The 19,025-nt window shown below is 68.1% G+C and carries 14 protein-coding genes; 5 read left to right on the top strand and 9 right to left on the bottom strand.

What is annotated here, in order from left to right; all coding sequences use genetic code 11:
• The 6 genes from VN419_RS14155 to VN419_RS14130 all read right to left on the bottom strand — a co-directional run.
• The coding region (locus tag VN419_RS14155; RefSeq protein WP_325647866.1) for a M23 family metallopeptidase at positions 1 to 589 on the bottom strand (589 nt) is incomplete at its 3' end.
• Between the two features lie 9 nt (positions 590 to 598).
• Positions 599 to 1,162 carry a tetratricopeptide repeat protein gene (locus tag VN419_RS14150; protein ID WP_325647865.1) on the bottom strand — a complete coding sequence of 188 codons (564 nt, stop codon included), beginning with the start codon at positions 1,160 to 1,162 and terminating at the stop codon, positions 599 to 601.
• Positions 1,149 to 3,068, bottom strand: coding sequence for a heme lyase CcmF/NrfE family subunit (locus VN419_RS14145; RefSeq protein WP_325647864.1), 1,920 nt, complete (start codon positions 3,066 to 3,068; stop codon positions 1,149 to 1,151). Before VN419_RS14145 ends, VN419_RS14150 begins: the two co-directional genes overlap by 14 nt.
• A gap of 129 nt (positions 3,069 to 3,197) precedes the next feature.
• Positions 3,198 to 3,662 carry a periplasmic heavy metal sensor gene (locus VN419_RS14140; RefSeq protein ID WP_325647863.1) on the bottom strand — a complete coding sequence of 155 codons (465 nt, stop codon included), beginning with the start codon at positions 3,660 to 3,662 and terminating at the stop codon, positions 3,198 to 3,200.
• A gap of 39 nt (positions 3,663 to 3,701) precedes the next feature.
• Entirely contained in the window at positions 3,702 to 3,893 is a 192-nt protein-coding gene (locus VN419_RS14135) for a hypothetical protein (protein ID WP_325647862.1), read from the bottom strand.
• 50 nt (positions 3,894 to 3,943) lie between these two features.
• The gene (locus VN419_RS14130; RefSeq protein ID WP_325647861.1) at positions 3,944 to 4,207 is read right to left on the bottom strand and encodes an SHOCT domain-containing protein; all 264 of its coding nucleotides are present in this window, start codon (positions 4,205 to 4,207) and stop codon (positions 3,944 to 3,946) included.
• A gap of 277 nt (positions 4,208 to 4,484) precedes the next feature.
• On the opposite strand from VN419_RS14130, the gene VN419_RS14125 reads away from it, so the two are divergent.
• Both VN419_RS14125 and VN419_RS14120 read left to right on the top strand, forming a co-directional pair.
• Positions 4,485 to 6,332: an ATP-binding protein gene (locus VN419_RS14125; RefSeq protein ID WP_325647860.1), complete on the top strand. Its 1,848-nt coding sequence runs from the start codon at positions 4,485 to 4,487 to the stop codon at positions 6,330 to 6,332.
• Positions 6,332 to 7,696: a sigma-54 dependent transcriptional regulator gene (locus VN419_RS14120; RefSeq protein ID WP_325647859.1), complete on the top strand. Its 1,365-nt coding sequence runs from the start codon at positions 6,332 to 6,334 to the stop codon at positions 7,694 to 7,696. The genes VN419_RS14125 and VN419_RS14120 overlap by 1 nt, the downstream gene beginning before the upstream one ends.
• A gap of 15 nt (positions 7,697 to 7,711) precedes the next feature.
• Here the strand turns inward: VN419_RS14120 and VN419_RS14115 are convergent, their stop codons facing one another.
• From VN419_RS14115 to VN419_RS14105, 3 genes are all read right to left on the bottom strand, one after another.
• Entirely contained in the window at positions 7,712 to 8,761 is a 1,050-nt protein-coding gene (locus tag VN419_RS14115; protein WP_325647858.1) for an iron-containing alcohol dehydrogenase family protein, read from the bottom strand.
• A 16-nt stretch (positions 8,762 to 8,777) separates the two neighbouring features.
• Positions 8,778 to 9,443 (bottom strand): haloacid dehalogenase-like hydrolase, encoded by a 666-nt coding sequence (locus VN419_RS14110; protein WP_325647857.1) that lies wholly within the window; start codon positions 9,441 to 9,443, stop codon positions 8,778 to 8,780.
• Positions 9,444 to 9,840: 397 nt separating this feature from the next.
• Positions 9,841 to 10,338 (bottom strand): MarR family winged helix-turn-helix transcriptional regulator, encoded by a 498-nt coding sequence (locus tag VN419_RS14105; protein WP_325647856.1) that lies wholly within the window; start codon positions 10,336 to 10,338, stop codon positions 9,841 to 9,843.
• 531 nt (positions 10,339 to 10,869) lie between these two features.
• On the opposite strand from VN419_RS14105, the gene VN419_RS14100 reads away from it, so the two are divergent.
• The 3 genes from VN419_RS14100 to VN419_RS14090 are packed head-to-tail and all read left to right on the top strand — an operon-like array spanning position 10,870 to position 18,886.
• On the top strand, positions 10,870 to 12,612 hold the full coding sequence (locus VN419_RS14100; RefSeq protein WP_325647855.1) for an MdtA/MuxA family multidrug efflux RND transporter periplasmic adaptor subunit: 1,743 nt from the start codon (positions 10,870 to 10,872) through the stop codon (positions 12,610 to 12,612).
• Positions 12,609 to 15,767, top strand: a complete 3,159-nt coding sequence (locus tag VN419_RS14095) for a multidrug efflux RND transporter permease subunit (RefSeq protein ID WP_325647854.1) — start codon at positions 12,609 to 12,611, stop codon at positions 15,765 to 15,767. Before VN419_RS14100 ends, VN419_RS14095 begins: the two co-directional genes overlap by 4 nt.
• Complete coding sequence (locus VN419_RS14090; protein WP_325647853.1) at positions 15,764 to 18,886, top strand: multidrug efflux RND transporter permease subunit; 3,123 nt, start codon at positions 15,764 to 15,766, stop codon at positions 18,884 to 18,886. Before VN419_RS14095 ends, VN419_RS14090 begins: the two co-directional genes overlap by 4 nt.
• Positions 18,887 to 19,025: the final 139 nt, after the last annotated feature.

The following is a 19,025-nucleotide window of genomic DNA, read 5'->3' as shown; positions in this document are numbered from 1 at the left end:
GCACGGGGCCCACCAGCCGGGAAAAGTCGATGCCGAGCCGGCTGGGATCGCGGCGCGTGCCGTCCTGCACGATTTCGAAGTGCAGATTCGCGCCCGTGGTGCGCCCCGTGCGTCCCACCAGCCCGATGACCTGGCCCGGCTCCACGTCCTGCCCTGCCGCCACGGCGGCCCGCTTGAGGTGGGCGTAGCGGCTGACCACGCCGCTGCCGTGCAGAATGTCCACGGTGAGGCCGTAACGGCCCCTGCGGCCCGCATTCAGCACCACGCCGCCCAGCCAGGCGTACACCTCGGTGCCCGCGGGGCGCGTTATGTCCACGCCCTTGTGGAAGCGCCGCCCCCGCGTGATGGGATCACGGCGCGTGCCGAAGCTGGAGCTCACTTGGGCGCAGTCCCGGCAGGGCGTTGCGGCTTCGTCCGGGACGAGTCCGCCCAGGCTTTCGTCGCCTGCCAACGGGGGGCACGGGTTGCTCTCCCCGTTGGCGGCGGCGGCGTAGTTGATCCCCAAGCCCTGCCCGGCGGAGACGGCGCCGGGCAGGAGGGAGACGAGGGCCAGCAGCAGAACCGGCACGAGGATATGGATGCGGCTCATGCCTGCTCCTCACTGTTTCATGGAAGCAAGCTCCTTCTTGATTTCCGCCGCCAGCTCGCGGTCATCCGGGTTGCCGCCCAGCGCCTGCTGGAAGTGCTTCTTCGCGACGTCCTGCTTCTTGAGGCCGTACTTGTTGATCATGCCCAGGTAGTAATGGGCGGCGGAGTCCTTCGGATCGGCCTTGAGGATGGCCTCGTACTGCTCCACGGCCTCCGGGAAGCGGTTGAGCTGCGAAAGCGCGAAACCGTAGTGGTAGCGCGAGCCGATGTTCTCCGGCTCCGCCGCCACCAGCTTGCTCCAGAAGGGCGCGGCCTTCTCCCAGTTCTCCGACTTGGTGAAGATGTGCGCCAGGCCGCTCACGGCCTCCTTGTCGTTGGGGTCGTCCTGGAGCCTGGCCATGAGCGGGGCCACTGCGTCGCTCATCTCGGCGTCCTGCCGCGCGGCGGCGCCGCGTTCCTTGGCCGGAGGCGCGCCCGCGCCGTTGATGAAGGCCGTGAGAAAGATCGCCAGCACGCCAAAGGCCAGCAGGGCGATGATCATCTTGCGCAGGGAGTCGTCCTTAATCGCGGTCATCGTGTTCGTCCTCGTTTTTCACGGCGTGGGAGTTCTCGGCGCGGCGGCGCAGCGCCAGCAGCGGCAGCAGACAGATGGCCAGACTGCCGATCCAGACCCAGTTCACCATGGGGTTGATGCTGATCTTCAGCGGCTCGACACGGTCGCCGTCCAGGTCGTGGATGGTGGCGTAGAGTTCGTTGCCCAGGCTGAAGAGGATGGAGACCTCGCTGTTCGGGTGGTCGTAGTTGCGGTAAAGGCGCTGCTGGGGAGTCAGCTCGCCCAGGTGTTTGCCGTCCCTGGTCACCTCCACCACGGCCTCCTTGGCCGTCATTTCCGGGGTGGTGATTTCCCGGACGCTGTCGAAGCGGAACTCGTAGCCTTCGAAGGAGACCGTCTCGCCCGGCGAAAGCGGCACTTCAAGGGTCTTCTGAAACGGGCCGGACACGGCCACGCCCATGACGATGCAGGCGAAGGCCAGATGGCTGCCGTGGCTGGCCCAGAAGCCCCGCGTGCGCAGCAGCTTTGGCGCAAGGCACGCCTGGATCAGCACCGTGGCCCCAACGGCCGCCGCAGCGCCCACACCGGCGGCGGCCAGCAGGGGCCGCACGCCAAGCCACAGGCCCGCGCCCACAGCCGCCAGCCACACCAAGACGGGAATGACGGCCAGCCTGGGCCGCTCCACTCCGCCGCGCCAGCCGAACCAGGGCGTCACGGCCAGCAGCAGGGCCAGCAGCGTGAACAGCGGCAGGCACACGGAGTTGTAGAAGCCCTTGGTCAGGCCCACGGGCTTGGACTCCCACAACTGGCTGATGACCGGCCAGACGGTGCCCAGCAACACCACGGCCCCCAGCGCCACCAGCAGCCAGACCGAGAGCGCCATGGCCCCCTGCCTGCTGCCCAGCTCGGCCAGAGCCGGGGTGCTCCCGCGCGGCATGGCCGTTATGACCGCCAGGGACAGCGCCAGGCCGAAGACCAGGGACAGGAGAAGCGGACGGCCCACCGTGCCGGAACCGAAGGCGTGCAGGCTTTCCACCACGCCGCTGCGCACCAGGTAGGTGGCAAAGATGCAGAGAAGAAGCGTCAGGCAGGCCAGAAACACATTGGTGCGCGGCAGCACGCCGAAACGGCGCTCAAGCAGCGCCGTGTGCACAAGAGCCGTGGCGGCGAACCAGGGGATGAGCGAGGCGTTCTCCACCGGGTCCCAGGCCCAGTAGCCGCCCCAGCCCAGCTCCATGTAGGCCCACCAGCCGCCGAGCAGAATGCCCGCCGTGAGCAGCGACCAGCCGGGCAGGAGCCAGTTGCGCGCCGCTTCCACCCAGGGCTTGCGCTCCCCGGAAAACGCGGAGGCCAAGGCCAGGCAGGCCGGAATGGTGAACAGGGCATAGCCCGCGAAAAGCAACGGCGGGTGCAGGGCCATGCCGATGTTGCGCAAAAGCGGGTTCAGGCCCTGGCCGTCCGGCGGAACGGCGGCCGACTGCGCAAAGGGATTGCTCATGCCCGTGATGAGCAGCAGAAAAAAGGCCTGCACCGGCAGATAGAACAGCCAGAAGTGCTGCCGCGTGCCCGGGGCGAGTTCCTGGTAGGTCCGGGAGTAGAGGAAGGCCGCCACGGCCAGGCCCATGCACAGCGCCCAGAACAGCAGCGAGCCCTCCTGCCCGGCCCAGAAGGCGGCCACGGTATAGACCAGAGGCAGGGAGCGGTCCGTGAACTTCGCCACGTAGGCCAGGGAAAAGTCGTGGCCCACCAGGGCCTGCAGCAGCATGGACGAGGCCAGGACCATGAGCAGGACGGAAACGAGATGCGCCCGCTCCAGCCAGGGCGCGCTCCTGTCCTGGCCGGACCAGGCCTGGACGCAGGCGAAGCCGGCCCCGGCGGTGGAAAGCAGCAGGGCGAGGATCAGGGACCAATGGGCGATTGTGTACATGGCACCTCCAGAAATGCGGGTAACGGGCGCGGAGCTCCGGCTCGCCTGTGACAGCGGCCGGGCGACCCCCGGAAAAGGGGCGGACCGCGCGCGGCCCGCCCCGAGACAAGGGGAAGTGTGGACGGAAGGCTAGATGCAGCCCGCGCCCATTCCTGCGCCGCCCATGTGGTGGCCGCCCATGCCCATGGCCGAGGCGGGAACGCCCTCCTTGGCCAGCTGGCCGCGCAGGTTGGCCTGGGCCTCGTACAGCTTGGCGTTCAGATCGGCGACCTCGCGGGAAAGAGCCTGGTACTTCTTGGTGTCGGGAGTTCCGCCGTAGTACAGCGCGTTCAGCTCCGCCTGCTTGGCGTAGAGCTGCTGGCGCACGGGGCCGGTGGCGGCGTTGAAGTCGTTGTACAGCTTCTGCACCGCGGCCTGCTTCTCGGGGGGGAGGTTGGCGGGCATGGCCATGCCGTGGCCGTACATCATGCCGTTGCCGCCATTCATCATGCCCGCGCCGCCCATCATGTGGTTCTGGGCGCTGGCCAGACCGGCCAGACCGAGGACGGCCGCCAGGGCCAGGGAAAGGGTCAGGATCTTCGTGCTCGTCTTCATGTTCGTCTCCTTATGTGCGTGGTGTTGAAGGAATCCGCATTACCAGCCGCAGCCGCCGTTCATGGGGCCGTGGCCGCCGCCGTGCCAGGCTGTGGACGTGGCGATGGTGACCGCCTGGGCCTGGGGAGCGGCGATTGTCTGCGCCTGGGAGGGCTGGGCCTGGCCCAGCAGCAGGGCCGCGCTCAGGGCAACGGCGGCAAGGAAGGTTCCGCGTGTGGTGCTGGTCTTCATGGTGTTGTCCTCCTGATCGGTTTCGGCCGTGGAAGGCCTGGTTGGGCCGGTCACAGCACCCGCTTGAGGGTGTCGAACTCGGCAAGGGTTATCTCTCCCCTGGCCAGACGTGACTTCAAAATCTCCAGGGAGTCCCTGCGGTCCGCGGCGTGCCCCTCGGTGTTCTTGGCTCCGAAGGCCCGCACTGCCCGCCATACGAGCAAAGCCAGCAGGGCCAGGACAAGCAGGCCGGGCAGCATGCCGATGCCGCCGTGCCATCCCATGCCCTGGCCCATGCCCCAAGAGCTGAACGAAGCGGACGAGCATCCCCACATGGCTGGCCTCCTGGTTGCGGTGGTTCCGTATTGCGGCGTCTCGCAGCCGTCCGCGCTTCGCCGGTCCGGCTCGCATCCGGACAAATCCTGTAAGGCAAGAGCCGTGCCGCCCAGAACAGACAACACAACATGTTTATATTAAATGATATTTGCATGAGTTAATTGCCGGACCGAAAATCTTGTGCAGCCATTGTGTATAAAAAGTATCCAGGCGCACTGGACGGATTGGGGAGATTGGTTACACTTCGCCCGGACCAGCCACTGCAAAGGAGCCACCATGTCATCCACCGCGCCGACGGCCCAAAGCCGCCACAGTTTCCTCCGCTTCTCGCCCTGGCTGCTGGTGGGACTGGCCCTCATCCTGGGCCTGGTCATCGCCGTGCTGGCCGTGCGCAACGCCCAGCGCGAAAAGCAGCACATGTCCCAAAGCCTCATGGCCAGGGCCGAGTCGCTCATCTGGGCATTGGAGGCCGGAAGCCGCGCCTGGATGGGCATGGGCGGGGGAGGAAACCTGCAGACGCTGCTGCAGGAAACCGCCAAGCAGCCGGACGTCGTCTTCATGATGGTGACGGACCGCAGCGGCATTGTGCTGGCCCACAGCGACCCGGAAAAAGTTGGCCTGCGCCGCGTGGCCGAAGGCGAGGGCACGGAGCCGGACGCTGCGAAGAGCCCCATGTGGAGGCTCATCGACGATCCTGGCACGGGCAAGGTCTTCGAGGTCTATAAGGTTTTCGCTCCCCTGCCGGGCCTGGGCCACGAGATGTGGCACCGGGGCTCACAGGATGGTTGTGATGGCCAGGCCCCAGGAACGGGCCGGCGCGGCGGCATGGGTATGGGCATGGGCATGGGCATGGGGCGAACGGGCGCGCCAGCTCCGGCCGCAACCAGGGCTGGCGAACAAATCGTTTACGTGGGCCTGGATGTGCGCCCCTTCGAAGCCGCGCTGGACGAGGACTTCCGCAACACCGTGGTCACGGCCCTGCTGGCCGGGCTGCTGGGTTTCGGCGGGTTCGTGTCGCTGTTCTGGGCGCAGAGCCACCGCCGCACGCGCCGCCTGTTGCAGGATGCGCGGGCCCTGGCCTCCGAGGTGATCACCAGCCTGCCCCTGGGCCTCTTGACCACGGACCCCGAAGGCCGCGTGGCCCTGGCCAACGAGACGGCCTCGGCCCTGCTGGGCGCCGGCCAGCTTTCCGGCAAGCCGCTGGAAACCGCCGGAGGCCTGCCCTGGGCGGCCTATGCCGCGGAACTCGCCCAAGGACGGCCCGTGCTGGAACGCGAGGCGGAACTGGCCGACGCAAGCGGCGCGCGCGCGCCCGTAAGCCTCAGCGCCTCGCGCATCGTCAACGAGGAAGGCCTGTTCCTGGGCAACCTGTTCATCCTGCGCGACCTGCGGGAAATAAAGCGCCTGCAGGAGCAGGTGCGCAGAAGCGAGCGGCTCTCGGCCCTGGGCAACCTGGCCGCGGGCATCGCCCACGAAATCCGCAACCCCTTGAGCTCCATCAAGGGCTTCGCCACCTTCCTGGCGGCCAAGGTCCAGGGCGAAGGCCCTGAAAAGGAAGCCGGCAAGGAGGCCGCCAAGATCATGATCCAGGAAGTGGACCGCCTGAACCGGGTGGTTTCCGAGCTGCTGGAGTTCGCCCGCCCTGGCCAGCCGGTGCTGAAGCCCGGAGACGTCAACATGGTCATCAACCAGGCCCTGCGCCTGTGCGGCTCGGACGCGGCGGCCAGGGGCGTGGACGTGCGCTTCGAGCCGGGCGTCTCCCTGCCGCCCATCCCCCTGGACGCAGAGCGTCTGACCCAGGCCCTGCTGAACCTGTTCCTCAACGCCATCCAGGCCATGGACAAGGGCGGCGCGCTCACGGTCTCCGCCCGCGTGGAGGGCGACCCCGCCCGACTGGCCCTGCGCGTGGCGGACACGGGAACGGGCATGTCCCCGGAGGTGCTGGCCAGCATCTTCAATCCCTACTTCACCACCCGGCCCACGGGCACGGGGCTGGGCCTGGCCATCGTGCACCGCGTGGTGGAAGGCCACGGTGGGGAGATCAAGGTGGAAAGCCAGCCCGGCGCGGGCACCGCGTTCACCATGCTGCTGCCCCTGGCCGAACGCAACGGAGAGGAGGCCTGATGCCGAAGCGCGGACGGACAACGCTGCTGGTGGTGGACGACGACCACGGGCACAGGAACATGCTGCTGACCCTGCTGGCGGACTGGGGCTACCGCGTGGAAGGCGCGGAAGACGGCGCCGCCGCCGTGGCCCTGTGCCGGGAGCGCCCCTTCGGCCTCATCCTCATGGACGTGCGCATGGCGGGCATTTCCGGCATCGAAGCCCTGCGCGAGATCAAGGCCTACAACCCGGCCATCCCGGTGCTCATCATGACCGCGTATTCGAACGTGGAGTCCGCGGTGGAAGCCATCAAGGCCGGAGCGTACGACTATCTGACCAAGCCGCTGGACTTCGACGACCTGCGGCTGACGCTGGAGCGCGCACTGGACCACACCTCCCTGCGCGACGAAAACCGGGCCCTGCGCGAGACCCTGGCCTCCTCCTTCGACGCCGGGGGCATCATCGGCGCGAGCAAGCCCATGCGCCAGCTCCTGGACATGCTCTCCACCATCGCCCCTTCCGAGGCCACAGTGCTCATCACGGGAGAGTCGGGCACGGGCAAGGAGCTCATCGCGCGCGCACTGCACGCCAATAGCCCGCGCAGGAAGGGACCTTACGTGGCGGTGAACTGCGCCGCCCTCACCGAAACCCTGCTGGAGAGCGAACTCTTCGGACATGAGAAAGGAGCCTTCACCGGGGCCGAGCGGCGGCGCGACGGGCGCTTCCAGGCCGCGGACACGGGCACCATCTTCCTGGACGAGATCGGCGAGATGTCCCTGTCCATGCAGGTGAAGCTGCTGCGCGCCATCCAGGAGCGGGAGATCCAGCGCGTGGGCGGCGACCACCCCATCAAGGTGGACGTGCGCATCCTGGCGGCCACCAACCGCGACCTGCTGCACGAGGTGGAACTGGGGCGCTTCCGCCAGGACCTGTACTACCGGCTGAACGTGGTGACCCTTTCGCTGCCGCCCCTGCGCGAACGCGTGGAGGGCATTCCCCTTCTGGCCATGCACTTCCTCAAGAAATTCGCGGCAAAGAACGGCAAGCAGGTCAAGGGCTTCACCCCGGAGGCCATGGACCGGCTGCTCAAGCATCCCTGGCCGGGCAACGTGCGCGAACTGGAGAACAGCGTGGAACGGGCCGTGGTGCTGCTGGCGGGAGAGTATATCGGCGTCCGCGACCTGCCCGCGGCCATGACCATGGGCGGCGAGGAACAGTCCCAGGCCGGGGCGCGGCTCCAGGGCCTGACCCTGGACGAGGTGGAGCGGCTGGCCATCCTGGAGGCCCTGGAACAGGCAGGGGGCAACAAGAGCGAGACGGCGCGCAGGCTCGGCATCACGCGCAAGACGCTGCACGCCAAGCTCCAGCGCTACGGCGTGGAGTGAGGCCTGGTGCCGCCGCTACACGAAGCACCCGGCCAGGCGCGCGTCCTGGTTCAGCAGGCGCTCGGCCTCTGGCAGGCAGTCGCGGTCGGAGAGGATGGTGAAGAAGTCCTCCTTGATGCCCGGCGCCAGGCGCAGGGCCTCCAGCCACTCGGAACGGCTGAAGGGGTCGGCGCGCACCGCGTCCCAAAAGCCGGTGGCACGGAACAGCGCGTCCACGGTCTCGGCCTGCTGGTTTTGCAGGCGGCACATGAGGTAGGTGGCCACGCCCACCTGCAGGCCGTGCAGGCGCGGCCGGGCGGAATGCGCGTCCAGCGCGTGGGATACCAGATGCTCGCTCCCGCTGGCCGGGCGCGAGGAGCCGCAAATCTCCATGGCGATGCCGTTCAGCATCAGCGCGGTGCCCAGCATGGCCATGCCTTGGGCGTCAAAGCCCGGCCGGGCCAGGAACTGGTGCACCGTGGCGTCGGAAAGCAGCGCCGCAAGGTCGTCCACCAGCTCGCCGCGCCGGTGGAAGGCCAGCTTCCAGTCGAACACCGCCGAGAGCTTGGACACCAGGTCGCCCACGCCGGAAAGCCACAGCAGGCGCGGCGCGGCAAGGCACACGTCCACATCCACCACGATGCCCTGGGGCAGCGCCGCGGCCAGGGAACGCCGCTTGCCGCCGATGGTCAGGCTGGCCTGGGGGCTGCAGAAGCCGTCGTTGGAGAGCGAGGTGGGCACGGCGAAATAGGGCAGCCGCGCCAGAAAGGCCAGGTACTTCGCCATGTCCAGGGCCTTGCCCCCGCCCAGGCCCACAATGGCCGTGAGCTTGTGCGGCAGTTCGGCAAAGGCGGCGGTGGCGATTTCGAAACTATTGTCCGCCACTTCGACCCAGCCCGCGGCCTCCACGCCCTCTGCCGCAAGGCCGGCCTTGGCCGTGGCGATGACGGACTCGGGCAGGCCCTGCCCGGCCAGCACCAGCACGCGGGCATGGCCGCCGCGCCGCAGGTACAGGCCCAGGCGGCCCAGGGCTCCGGGCTTGATGCGCACCAGTCCGGGTACGGAAATCTGTCGGGCTCGGTTCATGGGGGGCTCCTTCACTCTACAGGGGCAGGGGGTCGGCCAGCAGGGCCTCGGCCACCTGGGACCAGCGTTCAAAGGGGCGGAAATCCTGGCCGCGCCCGCGCAGGGCCTGGGCCAGATCCGCGCGGGCGAAACGCCGCTCCGCCGGAGTCTCCAGTGCCGCAGGCAGATCGGCGAAGCCGTCACCGGCAAAGGCCACCCGCGCGCCCCGCGCCAGATGGAAGCGCACCAGGGCCGCCTTGTCCACGCCGGTTTCCGCGCAATAGAAGGGCGAGTCCAGCGGGGCCTCCATGCGCAGGCCCGTTTCCGGCTCGTAGCTGCCGGGATTGGTGTGCACCTCCACCTGCCCGGCGAGGCCCAGGCCCTCCAGCACGCGGCTGATGTACCAGCCGCACCCGGCCGAGGCCACGGCCACCACCCAGCCCGCCGCGCGCAGCCGCGCAACGGACCGTGCCAGCAGCGGGTCCGGGTCCATGGCGGCCACCAGCTCCAGCAGGGCCGATTCCGGCGCGCGCAAGCGTGCGAAGATGTCGCGCAGGGCCTGGAAGTGCGTCAGCCGCCCGGCGCGGTAGCCGTCCCAGGGGGTCAGGGCGTCCGGGGGCAGCAGGCGCTCCGCCGCAAGTTTATAGAAGTCGTTGGCGGTCATGGTGCCGTCGAAATCGGTGACGAAAACGGCCTTGGGCATGGAGGCTCCTTCGGGGGGGATCGTTGCTCCGGGCGGCCTGCGGCCGGGCCCCAGTGTATGCGGTTGTAGCCACACGCGAGCGGGGGTGTCAATGGACGCCGGCTGTCACGCAATGTCATGCCGCCGTGACCCGCACGCAGGATACGCAGGGTGCGCTGGCGGCATTGAAGCAGTGGCGCTCCCGGATGCGGCGCAAGAACGGCCGCAGCGCAAAGCAACGAAAAAACAGCGTCCACCTCTGCGCCAGTGCGCGCTGCGCCGGTGCAACCGCTGTCCAGGCGGCGAACAGAACAGGCCTTATCCCGGCATTTGTCCCTGCGCAAAAGCAAAAGGCCCGCGAATATCCTCCGCAGGCCTTTTCCACGACGGCCACGCCGCCGCGAGCGCCAGTTCTTCTTCAGGCCAAGGGCAGGCGCGGCACCCCGGCCGCATAGCCCGCGCCGTCCGGTTCTTCGGCCTGCGTGATGCCGAACAGGGTCTGCAGCGAACCCAACACGGCGAAGAGCACGTCAAGCTCCATGGCGGACAGATCGGACAGCTTGCCCGTGAACACGGACACGGCGGCCGCGCGCGCGGCCACAAGGTGCCGCAGGCCGTCGTCTGTAAGGGCGATGGCGATGCGGCGGCGGTCGCTTGCGCAGGTCTCGCGCGCCAGCAGCCCCCGCGCCACCATGCCCTCGGCCAGCTTGGAGGCGGCGGGCAGGCTCAGGCCCAGATGTTCCGCCGCCTGGGTAAGCGGCGCGCCAGGGTGGATCTGAAAGAACACCAGGATGCGGAACTGCGGCACGGTGAGGTCCGCAGAGCGTCCGGCGCGCATTTCCACCCGCAGGGCCTGCATGAGCGTGGGCACGATGGCCAGCAGTCGTTCGGCGCACAGCCGGGCTTTTTCAGGCACAGGAACTCCAATAATGCTTGCTTTTATACAAGTGTTTTCCAAAATAATAATGACGGCTGAACCCACCTTACGCCGAAACTTCCCGCAGGGGAAGTCCAGGACTGGCGCAGCTGCGATTAGCAGAATAGCAGGGCAAAATATGCGTCCGCAGCATCGTGCATTTGTGCAGTTTGTGCAAATTTTTCCGTGGTATTTGCACTTGAGAAAGTGCGAACTCCCGGTGTATTGGTTTTCCAAGTTAACTAATTGACGGCACGCCTGGGCACGCGTTGCGGCATTTTCCCTGGCTGGCCCTGCGCTCCTGGCTCCGCCCTTTGCCGGGCGCCCCGCGTCCGGCACGGCCCTGGCGAAGGAAAGGAACGCAAAAACAGCTGGGTACGCATATTGCATAGATCAGTACTGATGAAATAGGCGCACGTAAAGAAAATCGGCAAAACGCCGTTAAGCAGAGACACAAGACCGTTCCGGCACAACAACATCCGCGCCCGCCCGGCCAACTATCCCGGGCGCAAGCGCCAGCAGGCGATACACATGAACGAAGCCGCCCCGAACCAGGCGACCCAGGCGCACCAGCCCGAAGCGCCGAAGAATGAGACCTCCCTGCCCGCGCCGGCCGCGCCCGGCCGTTCCAAACGCGTCTTCAGCCTGGCTTTGGCCCTGTGCCTGGCCCTGGGCGGCGGAGCCTACTGGTACAAGACCTACGGCCCCGGAGCCAAGGCGGCCGCGCCCAACCAGGCGCGCAAGCTGCCCGTGGCCGTGGCCGAGGCCAAGACCCAGGACGTGGAGGTTTTCCTCACCGGCCTGGGCACGGTGAGCCCGCTCAATTCCGTCACCATCAAGAGCCGCGTGGACGGCCAGCTGATGCAGGTGCTCTTCCGCGAGGGGCAGCAGGTCAAGGCCGGAGACCTCCTGCTGGTCATCGACCCGCGCCCCTTCCAGGTGCAGCTGGCCCAGGCCGAGGGGCAGCTCAAGCGCGACATGGCGCTTCTGGAAAACGCCCGCCTGGACCTCCGGCGCTACAACGACCTCATCGCCCAGGGCGCCATCGCGCGTCAGCAATACGACACCCAGCAGTCGCTGGTGCATCAGTACGAGGGCGCGGTGGCCACGGACAAGGCCACGGCCGACAACGCCCGCCTGCAAATCACTTACTGCCGCATCACCGCGCCCACCTCCGGCCAGGTGGGCATGCGCCTGGTGGACCCCGGCAACATGGTGCGCGCCAGCGATACCGCCGGCCTCTTGGTGCTCAACCAGATTTCGCCCATCAACGTGTCCTTCACCCTGCCGGAGGACCAGCTGCCCCGCGTGCTGGCCAAGCTGCGCGCAGGCGAGAAGCTGCGCGTGGACGCCTACGACCGCGAGCAGGTGAAGAAGCTGGCCCAGGGCGAGCTGGCCAGCCTGGACAACCAGATCGACACCACCACGGGCACCGTGCGCCTGAAGGCCGTATTCGCCAACACCGGCCCGGAACTCTACCCCAACCAGTTCGTCAACGCCAAGCTGCTGCTTGAGGTCATGAAGGACGCCGTGGTCATCCCGGCCTCGGCCGTGCAGCGCGGCCAGCAGGGCGCGTACGTGTATGTTCTTTCGGCCGAGGGCACCGTGGCCCTGCGCCAGGTGAGCGTGGGCGAGGCCGCAAACGGCATGAGCGCCGTGCTTTCCGGCCTCACCCCCGGCGAGAAGGTGGTGGTGGACGGCGCGGACCGCCTGCGCGACGGCGCGGCCGTTGAGGTCAAGGAACGCGGGGCCAAGCCAGCGGACGCCGCCGCAGCCGCCCAGAACGCCACCTCGCAGAACGCGACCTCACCGAACGCGATTAGCCCGGCCGAGACGGCCGCCACGACCAGCGCGGCCACCAACGCCACCATGCAGAGCCCTGCTCCGCCCGCGCCTTCCAAGGCCGAGAGCAAGCCCGAAGCCAAGCCCAATGCCAAGCCGGAAGCCAAGAATGAAGCCAGGCACGAAGCCCCGAAGGCTTCTGCGGGCAAGCCTGACGCGCCCAGGCAGGGCTCCGGGGGCATCGCCAAGCCGGAGGCGGTCAAGGCCCTCACCGGCCAGCCAACTGCTCAGAGCGTCGGCCAGAGCGCCGGGGAAAAGCCGCAGCCGGAGAAGACCGCGCGGCCCAAGCCGGACCGCACACTGGTCTACAAGCCCGAGGCCCCCGGCCAAACCAACAGCCAGACCAGCGCCACGACCGGCGCCACGACAACAGCCACAACCAGCGCGACCACCAGCGTAACCAGCGACGCCGCAGCCAGCGCCAAGCCATGAACATCTGCGAGCCCTTCATCCGCCGCCCGGTGGCCACCGCCCTCTTGATGGTGGCCGTGGTGCTGGCGGGCATGATCGCCTACAAGCAGCTGCCCGTGGCCGCGCTGCCCCAGGTGGACTACCCCACCATCCAGGTGCGCACCTTCTATCCCGGCGCCAGCCCGGACGTCATGGCGACCTCCGTCACCGCGCCCCTGGAGCGCCAGTTCGGCCAAATGCCCGGCCTGACGCAGATGACCAGCACAAGCTCGGCCGGAAGCTCCATCATCACCCTCCAGTTCACCCTTGAGGTGAGCCTGGACGTGGCCGAACAGCAGGTGCAGGCGGCCATCAACGCGGCCTTCAACTTTCTGCCCAAGGACCTGCCCAACCCGCCGGTGTACAGCAAGGTCAACCCGGCCGACGCGCCCATCCTGACCCTGGCCCTCACCTCCAAGGACCTGCCCCTGTACAAGGTGCAGGACATGGCCGACACGCGCCTGGCCCAGAAGATCTCCCAGCTGCCCGGCGTGGGCCTGGTGAGCATCAGCGGCGGGCAGCGCCCGGCCGTGCGCGTGCACGCCAACCCGCGCGCCCTGGCCGCCGTGGGCATGACCATGGAGGACCTGCGCACGGCCATTTCCGCCGCCAACGTGGACCAGGCCAAGGGCGGCTTCGACGGCCCCAGGCAGGCGGCCATCATCGGCGCCAACGACCAGCTCTTCACCAGCGCGGACTACCGCCAGCTGGTGGTGGCCTGGAAGAACGACGCGCCCGTGCTTTTGACCGACGTGGCCGAGGTGGTGGACGGGCCCGAAGACGTGCGCCAGGCCGCGTGGATGAACACGGACCCGGCCATCATCCTGAACATCCAGCGCCAGCCCGGCGCAAACGTCATCGAGGTGGTGGACCGCATCAAGAAGCTGATGCCGCAGCTGTCCGCCTCGCTGCCGGCCAGCGTCAAGGTCAGCATCCTGTCCGACCGCACCACCACCATCCGCGCCAGCGTGAACGACGTGCAGCACGAGCTGATGCTGGCCGTGGGCCTTGTGGTGCTCGTCATCTATCTGTTCCTGCGCAACCTGCCCGCCACAACCATTCCCAGCGTGGCCGTGCCCGTGTCCCTGGTGGGCACCTTCGGCGTCATGTATCTGGCGGGCTTCAGCCTGAACAACCTCTCGCTCATGGCCCTGACCATCTCCACCGGCTTCGTGGTGGACGACGCCATCGTCATGATCGAGAACGTCTCGCGCTACGTGGAGGAAGGCGAAGACCCCTTCACCGCCGCGCTCAAGGGCTCGAAGCAGATCGGCTTCACCATCCTCTCGCTCACGGTGTCGCTCATCGCGGTGCTCATCCCCCTGCTCTTCATGGGCGATGTGGTGGGCCGGCTCTTCCGCGAGTTCGCCATCACGCTCGGCGTCACCATCCTCATTTCCGCCGTGGTCTCGCTGACCCTTACCCCGATGATGTGCGCGCGCCTCCTGAAGCACATCCCGCCGGAAAGCCTGCCCAAGACCGGCCCGGCCGCCTGGATGCAGCGTCAGTTCGACCGCATGGTGAAGGGCTACGGCACCACCCTGGCCTACGTGCTGGAGCACCAGACCGCCACCCTCATGGTGGCCGTGGGCACCCTGGTGCTCACCGTGGTGCTCTACGCCGTCATCCCCAAGGGCTTTTTCCCCGTGCAGGACACCGGGCTCATCCTGGGCGTTTCCGAGGCGCCGCAGAGCGTCTCCTTCCCGGCCATGAGCGAGCGCCAGCAGGAACTGGCGCGCGAGATCCTGCGCGACCCGGCTGTGGACGGCCTCTCGTCCTTCATCGGCATCGACGGCACCAACGCCTCGCTGAACAGCGGGCGCATCCAGATCGCGCTCAAGCCCCTGTCGCAGCGCAGCGAGACGGCCACCGAGGTCATCCGCCGCCTGTCGCCCAAGCTGGAGGGGGTCTTCGGCATCACGCTGTTCATGCAGCCCGCCCAGGACCTGACCGTTGACGCGCGCATGAGCCGCACCCAGTACCAGTTCACCCTGGACGACCCCAACCCGGCCACCCTTTCGGTGGTCGCGCCGCGCTTCCTGGACGCCCTGCGCGCCCGGCCGGAGCTGGCCGACGTCTCAAGCGACCAGCTGGACCGGGGCCTGCGCGTGCAGGTGGACATCGACCGGCCCACGGCCTCGCGTCTGGGCATAAGCCCGCAGGACGTGGACAACGCCTTGTACAACGCCTTTGGCCAGCGCCAGGTGTCCACCATCTTCACCGAGCTGAACCAGTACCGCGTGGTGCTCTCCGCGCCGGAATCCATGCTCCAGGGCCCGGCAGCGCTCGACTCCATCTACCTGCGCGGCACGGACGGCAAGAGCGTGCCGTTGACGGCCATCGCCAGCGTGCGCGAGACCATCGGCCCGCTGGTCATCTCGCGCCAGGGGCAGTTCCCCTCGGTGACGGCCTCGTTCAACCTGGCTCCGGGCGTGGCCCTGGGGCAGGCGGTGACCGCAGTGCACGCGGCCCAGGCCGAGGCCAAGCTGCCCCAGAGCACCCAGGGCGGCTTCCAGGGCACGGCCCAGGCCTTCATGGCCTCGCTGGCCAACCAGCCCCTGCTCATCCTGGCGGCGCTGGTCACGGTCTACATCGTGCTCGGCGTCATGTACGAAAGCTACATCCACCCGGTGACCATCCTCTCCACCCTGCCCAGCGCCGGCGTGGGCGCGGTGCTGGCCCTCATGGCCTGCCGCATGGAGCTCACGGTCATCGCGGTCATCGGCATCATTCTGCTCATCGGCATCGTGAAGAAGAACGGCATCATGATGGTGGACTTCGCCCTGGAGGCGGAGCGCGAGATGGGCATGAGCCCGCGCGAGGCCATCTATCAGGCCAGCCTGCTGCGCTTCCGGCCCATCATGATGACCACCATGGCCGCGCTTCTGGGCGCGCTGCCCATGGCCCTGGGCACCGGCGTGGGCAGCGAGCTGCGCCGCCCGCTGGGCGTGTCCATCATCGGCGGCCTGGTCATCAGTCAGGTGCTCACCCTGTACACCACGCCGGTCATTTATCTGGCCTTCGACCGGCTGGCCCGGCGGGTGCTGGGGCGCGGCGCGGCCGGGGCCTCCGTGCACCCGCATGAGGAGGCCGAAACCGCCAAAAACACTGCGCAGGACAACGCGGACAAGCCATGAGCCTCTCCGATCCGTTCATCCGGCGGCCTGTGGCCACCACGCTTCTGACCCTGGCCATCGCGCTGGCCGGGATCATCGCCTACCGCTTCTTGCCGGTTTCGCCCCTGCCGCAGGTGGACTTCCCCACCATCAGCGTTTCCGCCTCCCTGCCCGGGGCCGACCCGGAAACCATGGCCACCTCCGTGGCCGCCCCGCTGGAGCGCCAGTTCGGGCGCATCGCGGGCGTTACGGAAATGACCAGCACCAGCTACCGGGGCAGCACCAGCATCACGCTCCAGTTCGACCTGGACCGCGACATCAACGGCGCCGCGCGCGACGTGCAGGCGGCCATCAACGCCGCGCGGGGCTTCCTGCCCTCGAACATGCCGTCGAACCCCACCTACCGCAAGATCAACCCGGCCGACGCGCCCATCCTCATATTGGCGCTGACCAGCGAAACCCACACCCGCGCCCAGCTGTACGACACCGCGGCCACCGTGCTGCAGCAGAAGGTGTCGCAGGTGGGCGGCGTGGGCCAGGTGTTCGTGGGCGGCGGCAGTTTGCCCGCCGTGCGCGTGGAGCTGAACCCCGCGGCCGTGGCCCAGTATGGCCTGAGCCTGGAGGACGTGCGCGGCGTGCTGGCCAGGACCAACCTGAACCGGCCCAAGGGCCAGGTGTCTCAGGGAGACTCCGCCTGGGAGGTGCAGGCCAACGACCAGCTGAAGCCCGTGGCCGGGTCCTACGAGCCCATCGTGCTGGCCTACCGCTCCGGCGCGGCGGTGCGCCTGAGCGACGTGGCCCAGGTGACGGAAAGCGTGGAGGACACGCGCGCGGCCGGGTTCGTGGACGGCAAGCCCTCGGTGCTGCTGGTCATCTTCCGCCAGCCCGGGGCGAACATCATCGAGACCGTGGACAACGTGCGCGCGCTGATGCCCCGGCTGGAGAGCGCCCTGCCCGGCGGCATGACCCTGAAGCCCGTGGTGGACAGAAGCCCCCCCATCCGTGGCTCGCTGCACGATGTGGAGATGAGCATGCTCATGTCCTGCGGCCTGGTCATCCTGGTGGTGTTCGTGTTTCTGCGCACCTTCCGGGCCACCATCATTCCCGGCGTGGCCACGGTGGTCTCCCTCGTGGGCACCTTCGCCATCATGTACCTGTTCGGCTACTCCCTGGACAATCTTTCGCTCATGGCGCTGACCATCGCCACGGGCTTCGTGGTGGACGACGCCATCGTGGTGCTCGAGAACATCACCCGCCACGTGGAGGCGGGCATGCAGCCCCGGCAGGCCGCCTTCCAGGGCGCGCGGGAGATCTCCTTCACCGTGGTCTCCATGAGCATTTCGCTGGTGGCGGTGTTTCTGCCCATCCTGCTCATGGGCGGCATGGTGGGACGCCTGTTCCGCGAGTTCGCGGTGACGCTCTCTGCCGCCATCTTCGTGTCCATGCTGCTTTCCCTCACCACCACGCCCATGATGTGCGCCTACCTGCTGCGCCCGCCCGGACAGGAGCGCACGGGCCGCTTCGCCCGCGCCACCGAGGGTGCCTTCAAGACCATGTACGGGCTCTACGAACGCAGCCTGCGCGTGGCCCTCAAGCACAAGCGCGTCACCCTGGCCGCGGCCGTGGGCATGCTGGCGCTCAATTTCGTGCTCTACTCCATGGTGCCCAAGGGCTTCTTCCCCCAGCAGGACACCGGGCGGCTTTCCGGCAACATCCAGGCCGCCCAGGACGTCAGCTTCGCGGTGATGGAGGAGAAGCTCCAGCAGGTCATCGCCATCATCAAGCAGGACAAGGACGTGCAGCACGTCACCGGCTTCATCGGCGGCACCGGCGGAGCCAGCTCCTCGCCCAACTCCGCCCGGCTCTTCGTGACGCTCATTCCCTTCGAGAAGCGCGGCATCAACGCCGAGCAGGTCATGATGCGCCTGCGCAAGAAGCTCTCCGGCATTCCCGGCGCGCCCACCTACCTGCAGCTGGTGCAGGACCTGCGCGTGGGCGGGCGCGGCTCGAGCGCCCTGTACCAGTTCACCCTCCAGGCGGACACCGTGGGCGACCTGAACCTGTGGGCCCCGCGCCTGCTGGCCAAGATGCGCGGCCTGCCGCAGGTGGTGGACGTGAACAGCGACCAGCTGGACAAGGGCCTCATGTCGCAGCTGACCATCGACCGGCGCACGGCCGCGCGCCTGGGCGTCAATCCCCAGCTCATCGACAACATCCTTTACGACGCCTTCGGCCAGCGGCAGGTGTCCATCACCTACGCCCCGCTGAACCAGTACCACGTGGTCATGGAGGCCGAGCCCAAGCTCCTGCTCGGACCCGAGGGCCTGCGCTCCATCTTCGTGCCCGTCACCGGCGGAGGCCAGGTGCCGCTTGATGTCTTCACCCGGCACAAGCAGACCACCACGGCGCTGGCCGTGAACCACCAGAGCCAGTTCCCCTCGGTGACCATCTCCTTCAACCTCGCGCCGGGCACCGCCCTGGGCGACGCGGTGAAGGCCATCGAGGAGACCTCCCGAGAACTGGGCCTGCCGGGCAGCATCCGGGGCAGCTTCCAAGGCACGGCCCAGGCCTTCCAGGCCGCGCTGGCCAACCAGCCCCTGCTCATCCTGGCGGCGCTCATCTCGGTCTACATCGTGCTCGGCATGCTGTACGAAAGCCTCGTGCACCCGGTGACCATCCTCTCCACCCTGCCAAGCGCGGGCGTGGGCGCGGTGTTCGCCCTCATCGTCACCGGCACGGACCTCTCGGTCATCGCCATCATCGGCATCATCCTCTTGATCGGCATCGTGAAGAAGAACGGCATCATGATGGTGGACTTCGCCATCGAGGCCGAGCGCCGCGAGGGCCTCTCCCCCGAGGCCGCCATCACCCGCGCCTGCCTGCTGCGCTTCCGGCCCATCATGATGACCACCATGGCCGCGCTTCTGGGCGCGGTGCCCCTGGCCCTGGGCTCCGGCGTGGGCAGCGAGCTGCGCCGCCCGCTCGGCATCGCCATCATCGGCGGCCTGGCCTTCAGCCAGGCCATGACGCTCTACACCACGCCCGTGGTCTACCTGTACCTGGAGCGCCTGCGCCTGTGGACCGCCCGCCGCCGCGACAGGAAGGCCCAGGCCGCCCCGGCCCCGCAGCCGAACCACTAGCCTCCCGCCACATTTCACGCTCCCGTCACGCTCCCGCCACCCTCCCGTAAGCCGCCCCTGGCATCCTGCGGTGCAATATGCCATGACGGACAGGCAGAAACCCAACGGAGGGAAGGACCATGAGCGACGACACCAACAC

Origin of the sequence: Humidesulfovibrio sp. (assembly GCF_035560995.1) — a bacterium.
Classification (GTDB): Bacteria; Desulfobacterota; Desulfovibrionia; order Desulfovibrionales; family Desulfovibrionaceae; genus Humidesulfovibrio.
The sequence above is the reverse complement of the archived record's forward strand: the minus strand, read 5'-3'. Positions and strand labels throughout refer to the sequence as shown.

Bases quoted from the DNA above. Each gene is read 5' to 3' on its own strand.
- VN419_RS14090 (WP_325647853.1), top strand. From the start codon at position 15,764: ATGAGCCTCTCCGATCCGTTCATCCGGCGGCCTGTGGCCACCACGCTT.
- VN419_RS14125 (WP_325647860.1), top strand. From the start codon at position 4,485: ATGTCATCCACCGCGCCGACGGCCCAAAGCCGCCACAGTTTCCTCCGC.
- VN419_RS14135 (WP_325647862.1), bottom strand. From the start codon at position 3,893: ATGAAGACCAGCACCACACGCGGAACCTTCCTTGCCGCCGTTGCCCTG.
- VN419_RS14130 (WP_325647861.1), bottom strand. From the start codon at position 4,207: ATGTGGGGATGCTCGTCCGCTTCGTTCAGCTCTTGGGGCATGGGCCAG.
- VN419_RS14100 (WP_325647855.1), top strand. From the start codon at position 10,870: ATGAACGAAGCCGCCCCGAACCAGGCGACCCAGGCGCACCAGCCCGAA.
- VN419_RS14150 (WP_325647865.1), bottom strand. From the start codon at position 1,162: ATGACCGCGATTAAGGACGACTCCCTGCGCAAGATGATCATCGCCCTG.
- VN419_RS14145 (WP_325647864.1), bottom strand. From the start codon at position 3,068: ATGTACACAATCGCCCATTGGTCCCTGATCCTCGCCCTGCTGCTTTCC.
- VN419_RS14140 (WP_325647863.1), bottom strand. From the start codon at position 3,662: ATGAAGACGAGCACGAAGATCCTGACCCTTTCCCTGGCCCTGGCGGCC.
- VN419_RS14120 (WP_325647859.1), top strand. From the start codon at position 6,332: ATGCCGAAGCGCGGACGGACAACGCTGCTGGTGGTGGACGACGACCAC.
- VN419_RS14115 (WP_325647858.1), bottom strand. From the start codon at position 8,761: ATGAACCGAGCCCGACAGATTTCCGTACCCGGACTGGTGCGCATCAAG.
- VN419_RS14095 (WP_325647854.1), top strand. From the start codon at position 12,609: ATGAACATCTGCGAGCCCTTCATCCGCCGCCCGGTGGCCACCGCCCTC.
- VN419_RS14110 (WP_325647857.1), bottom strand. From the start codon at position 9,443: ATGCCCAAGGCCGTTTTCGTCACCGATTTCGACGGCACCATGACCGCC.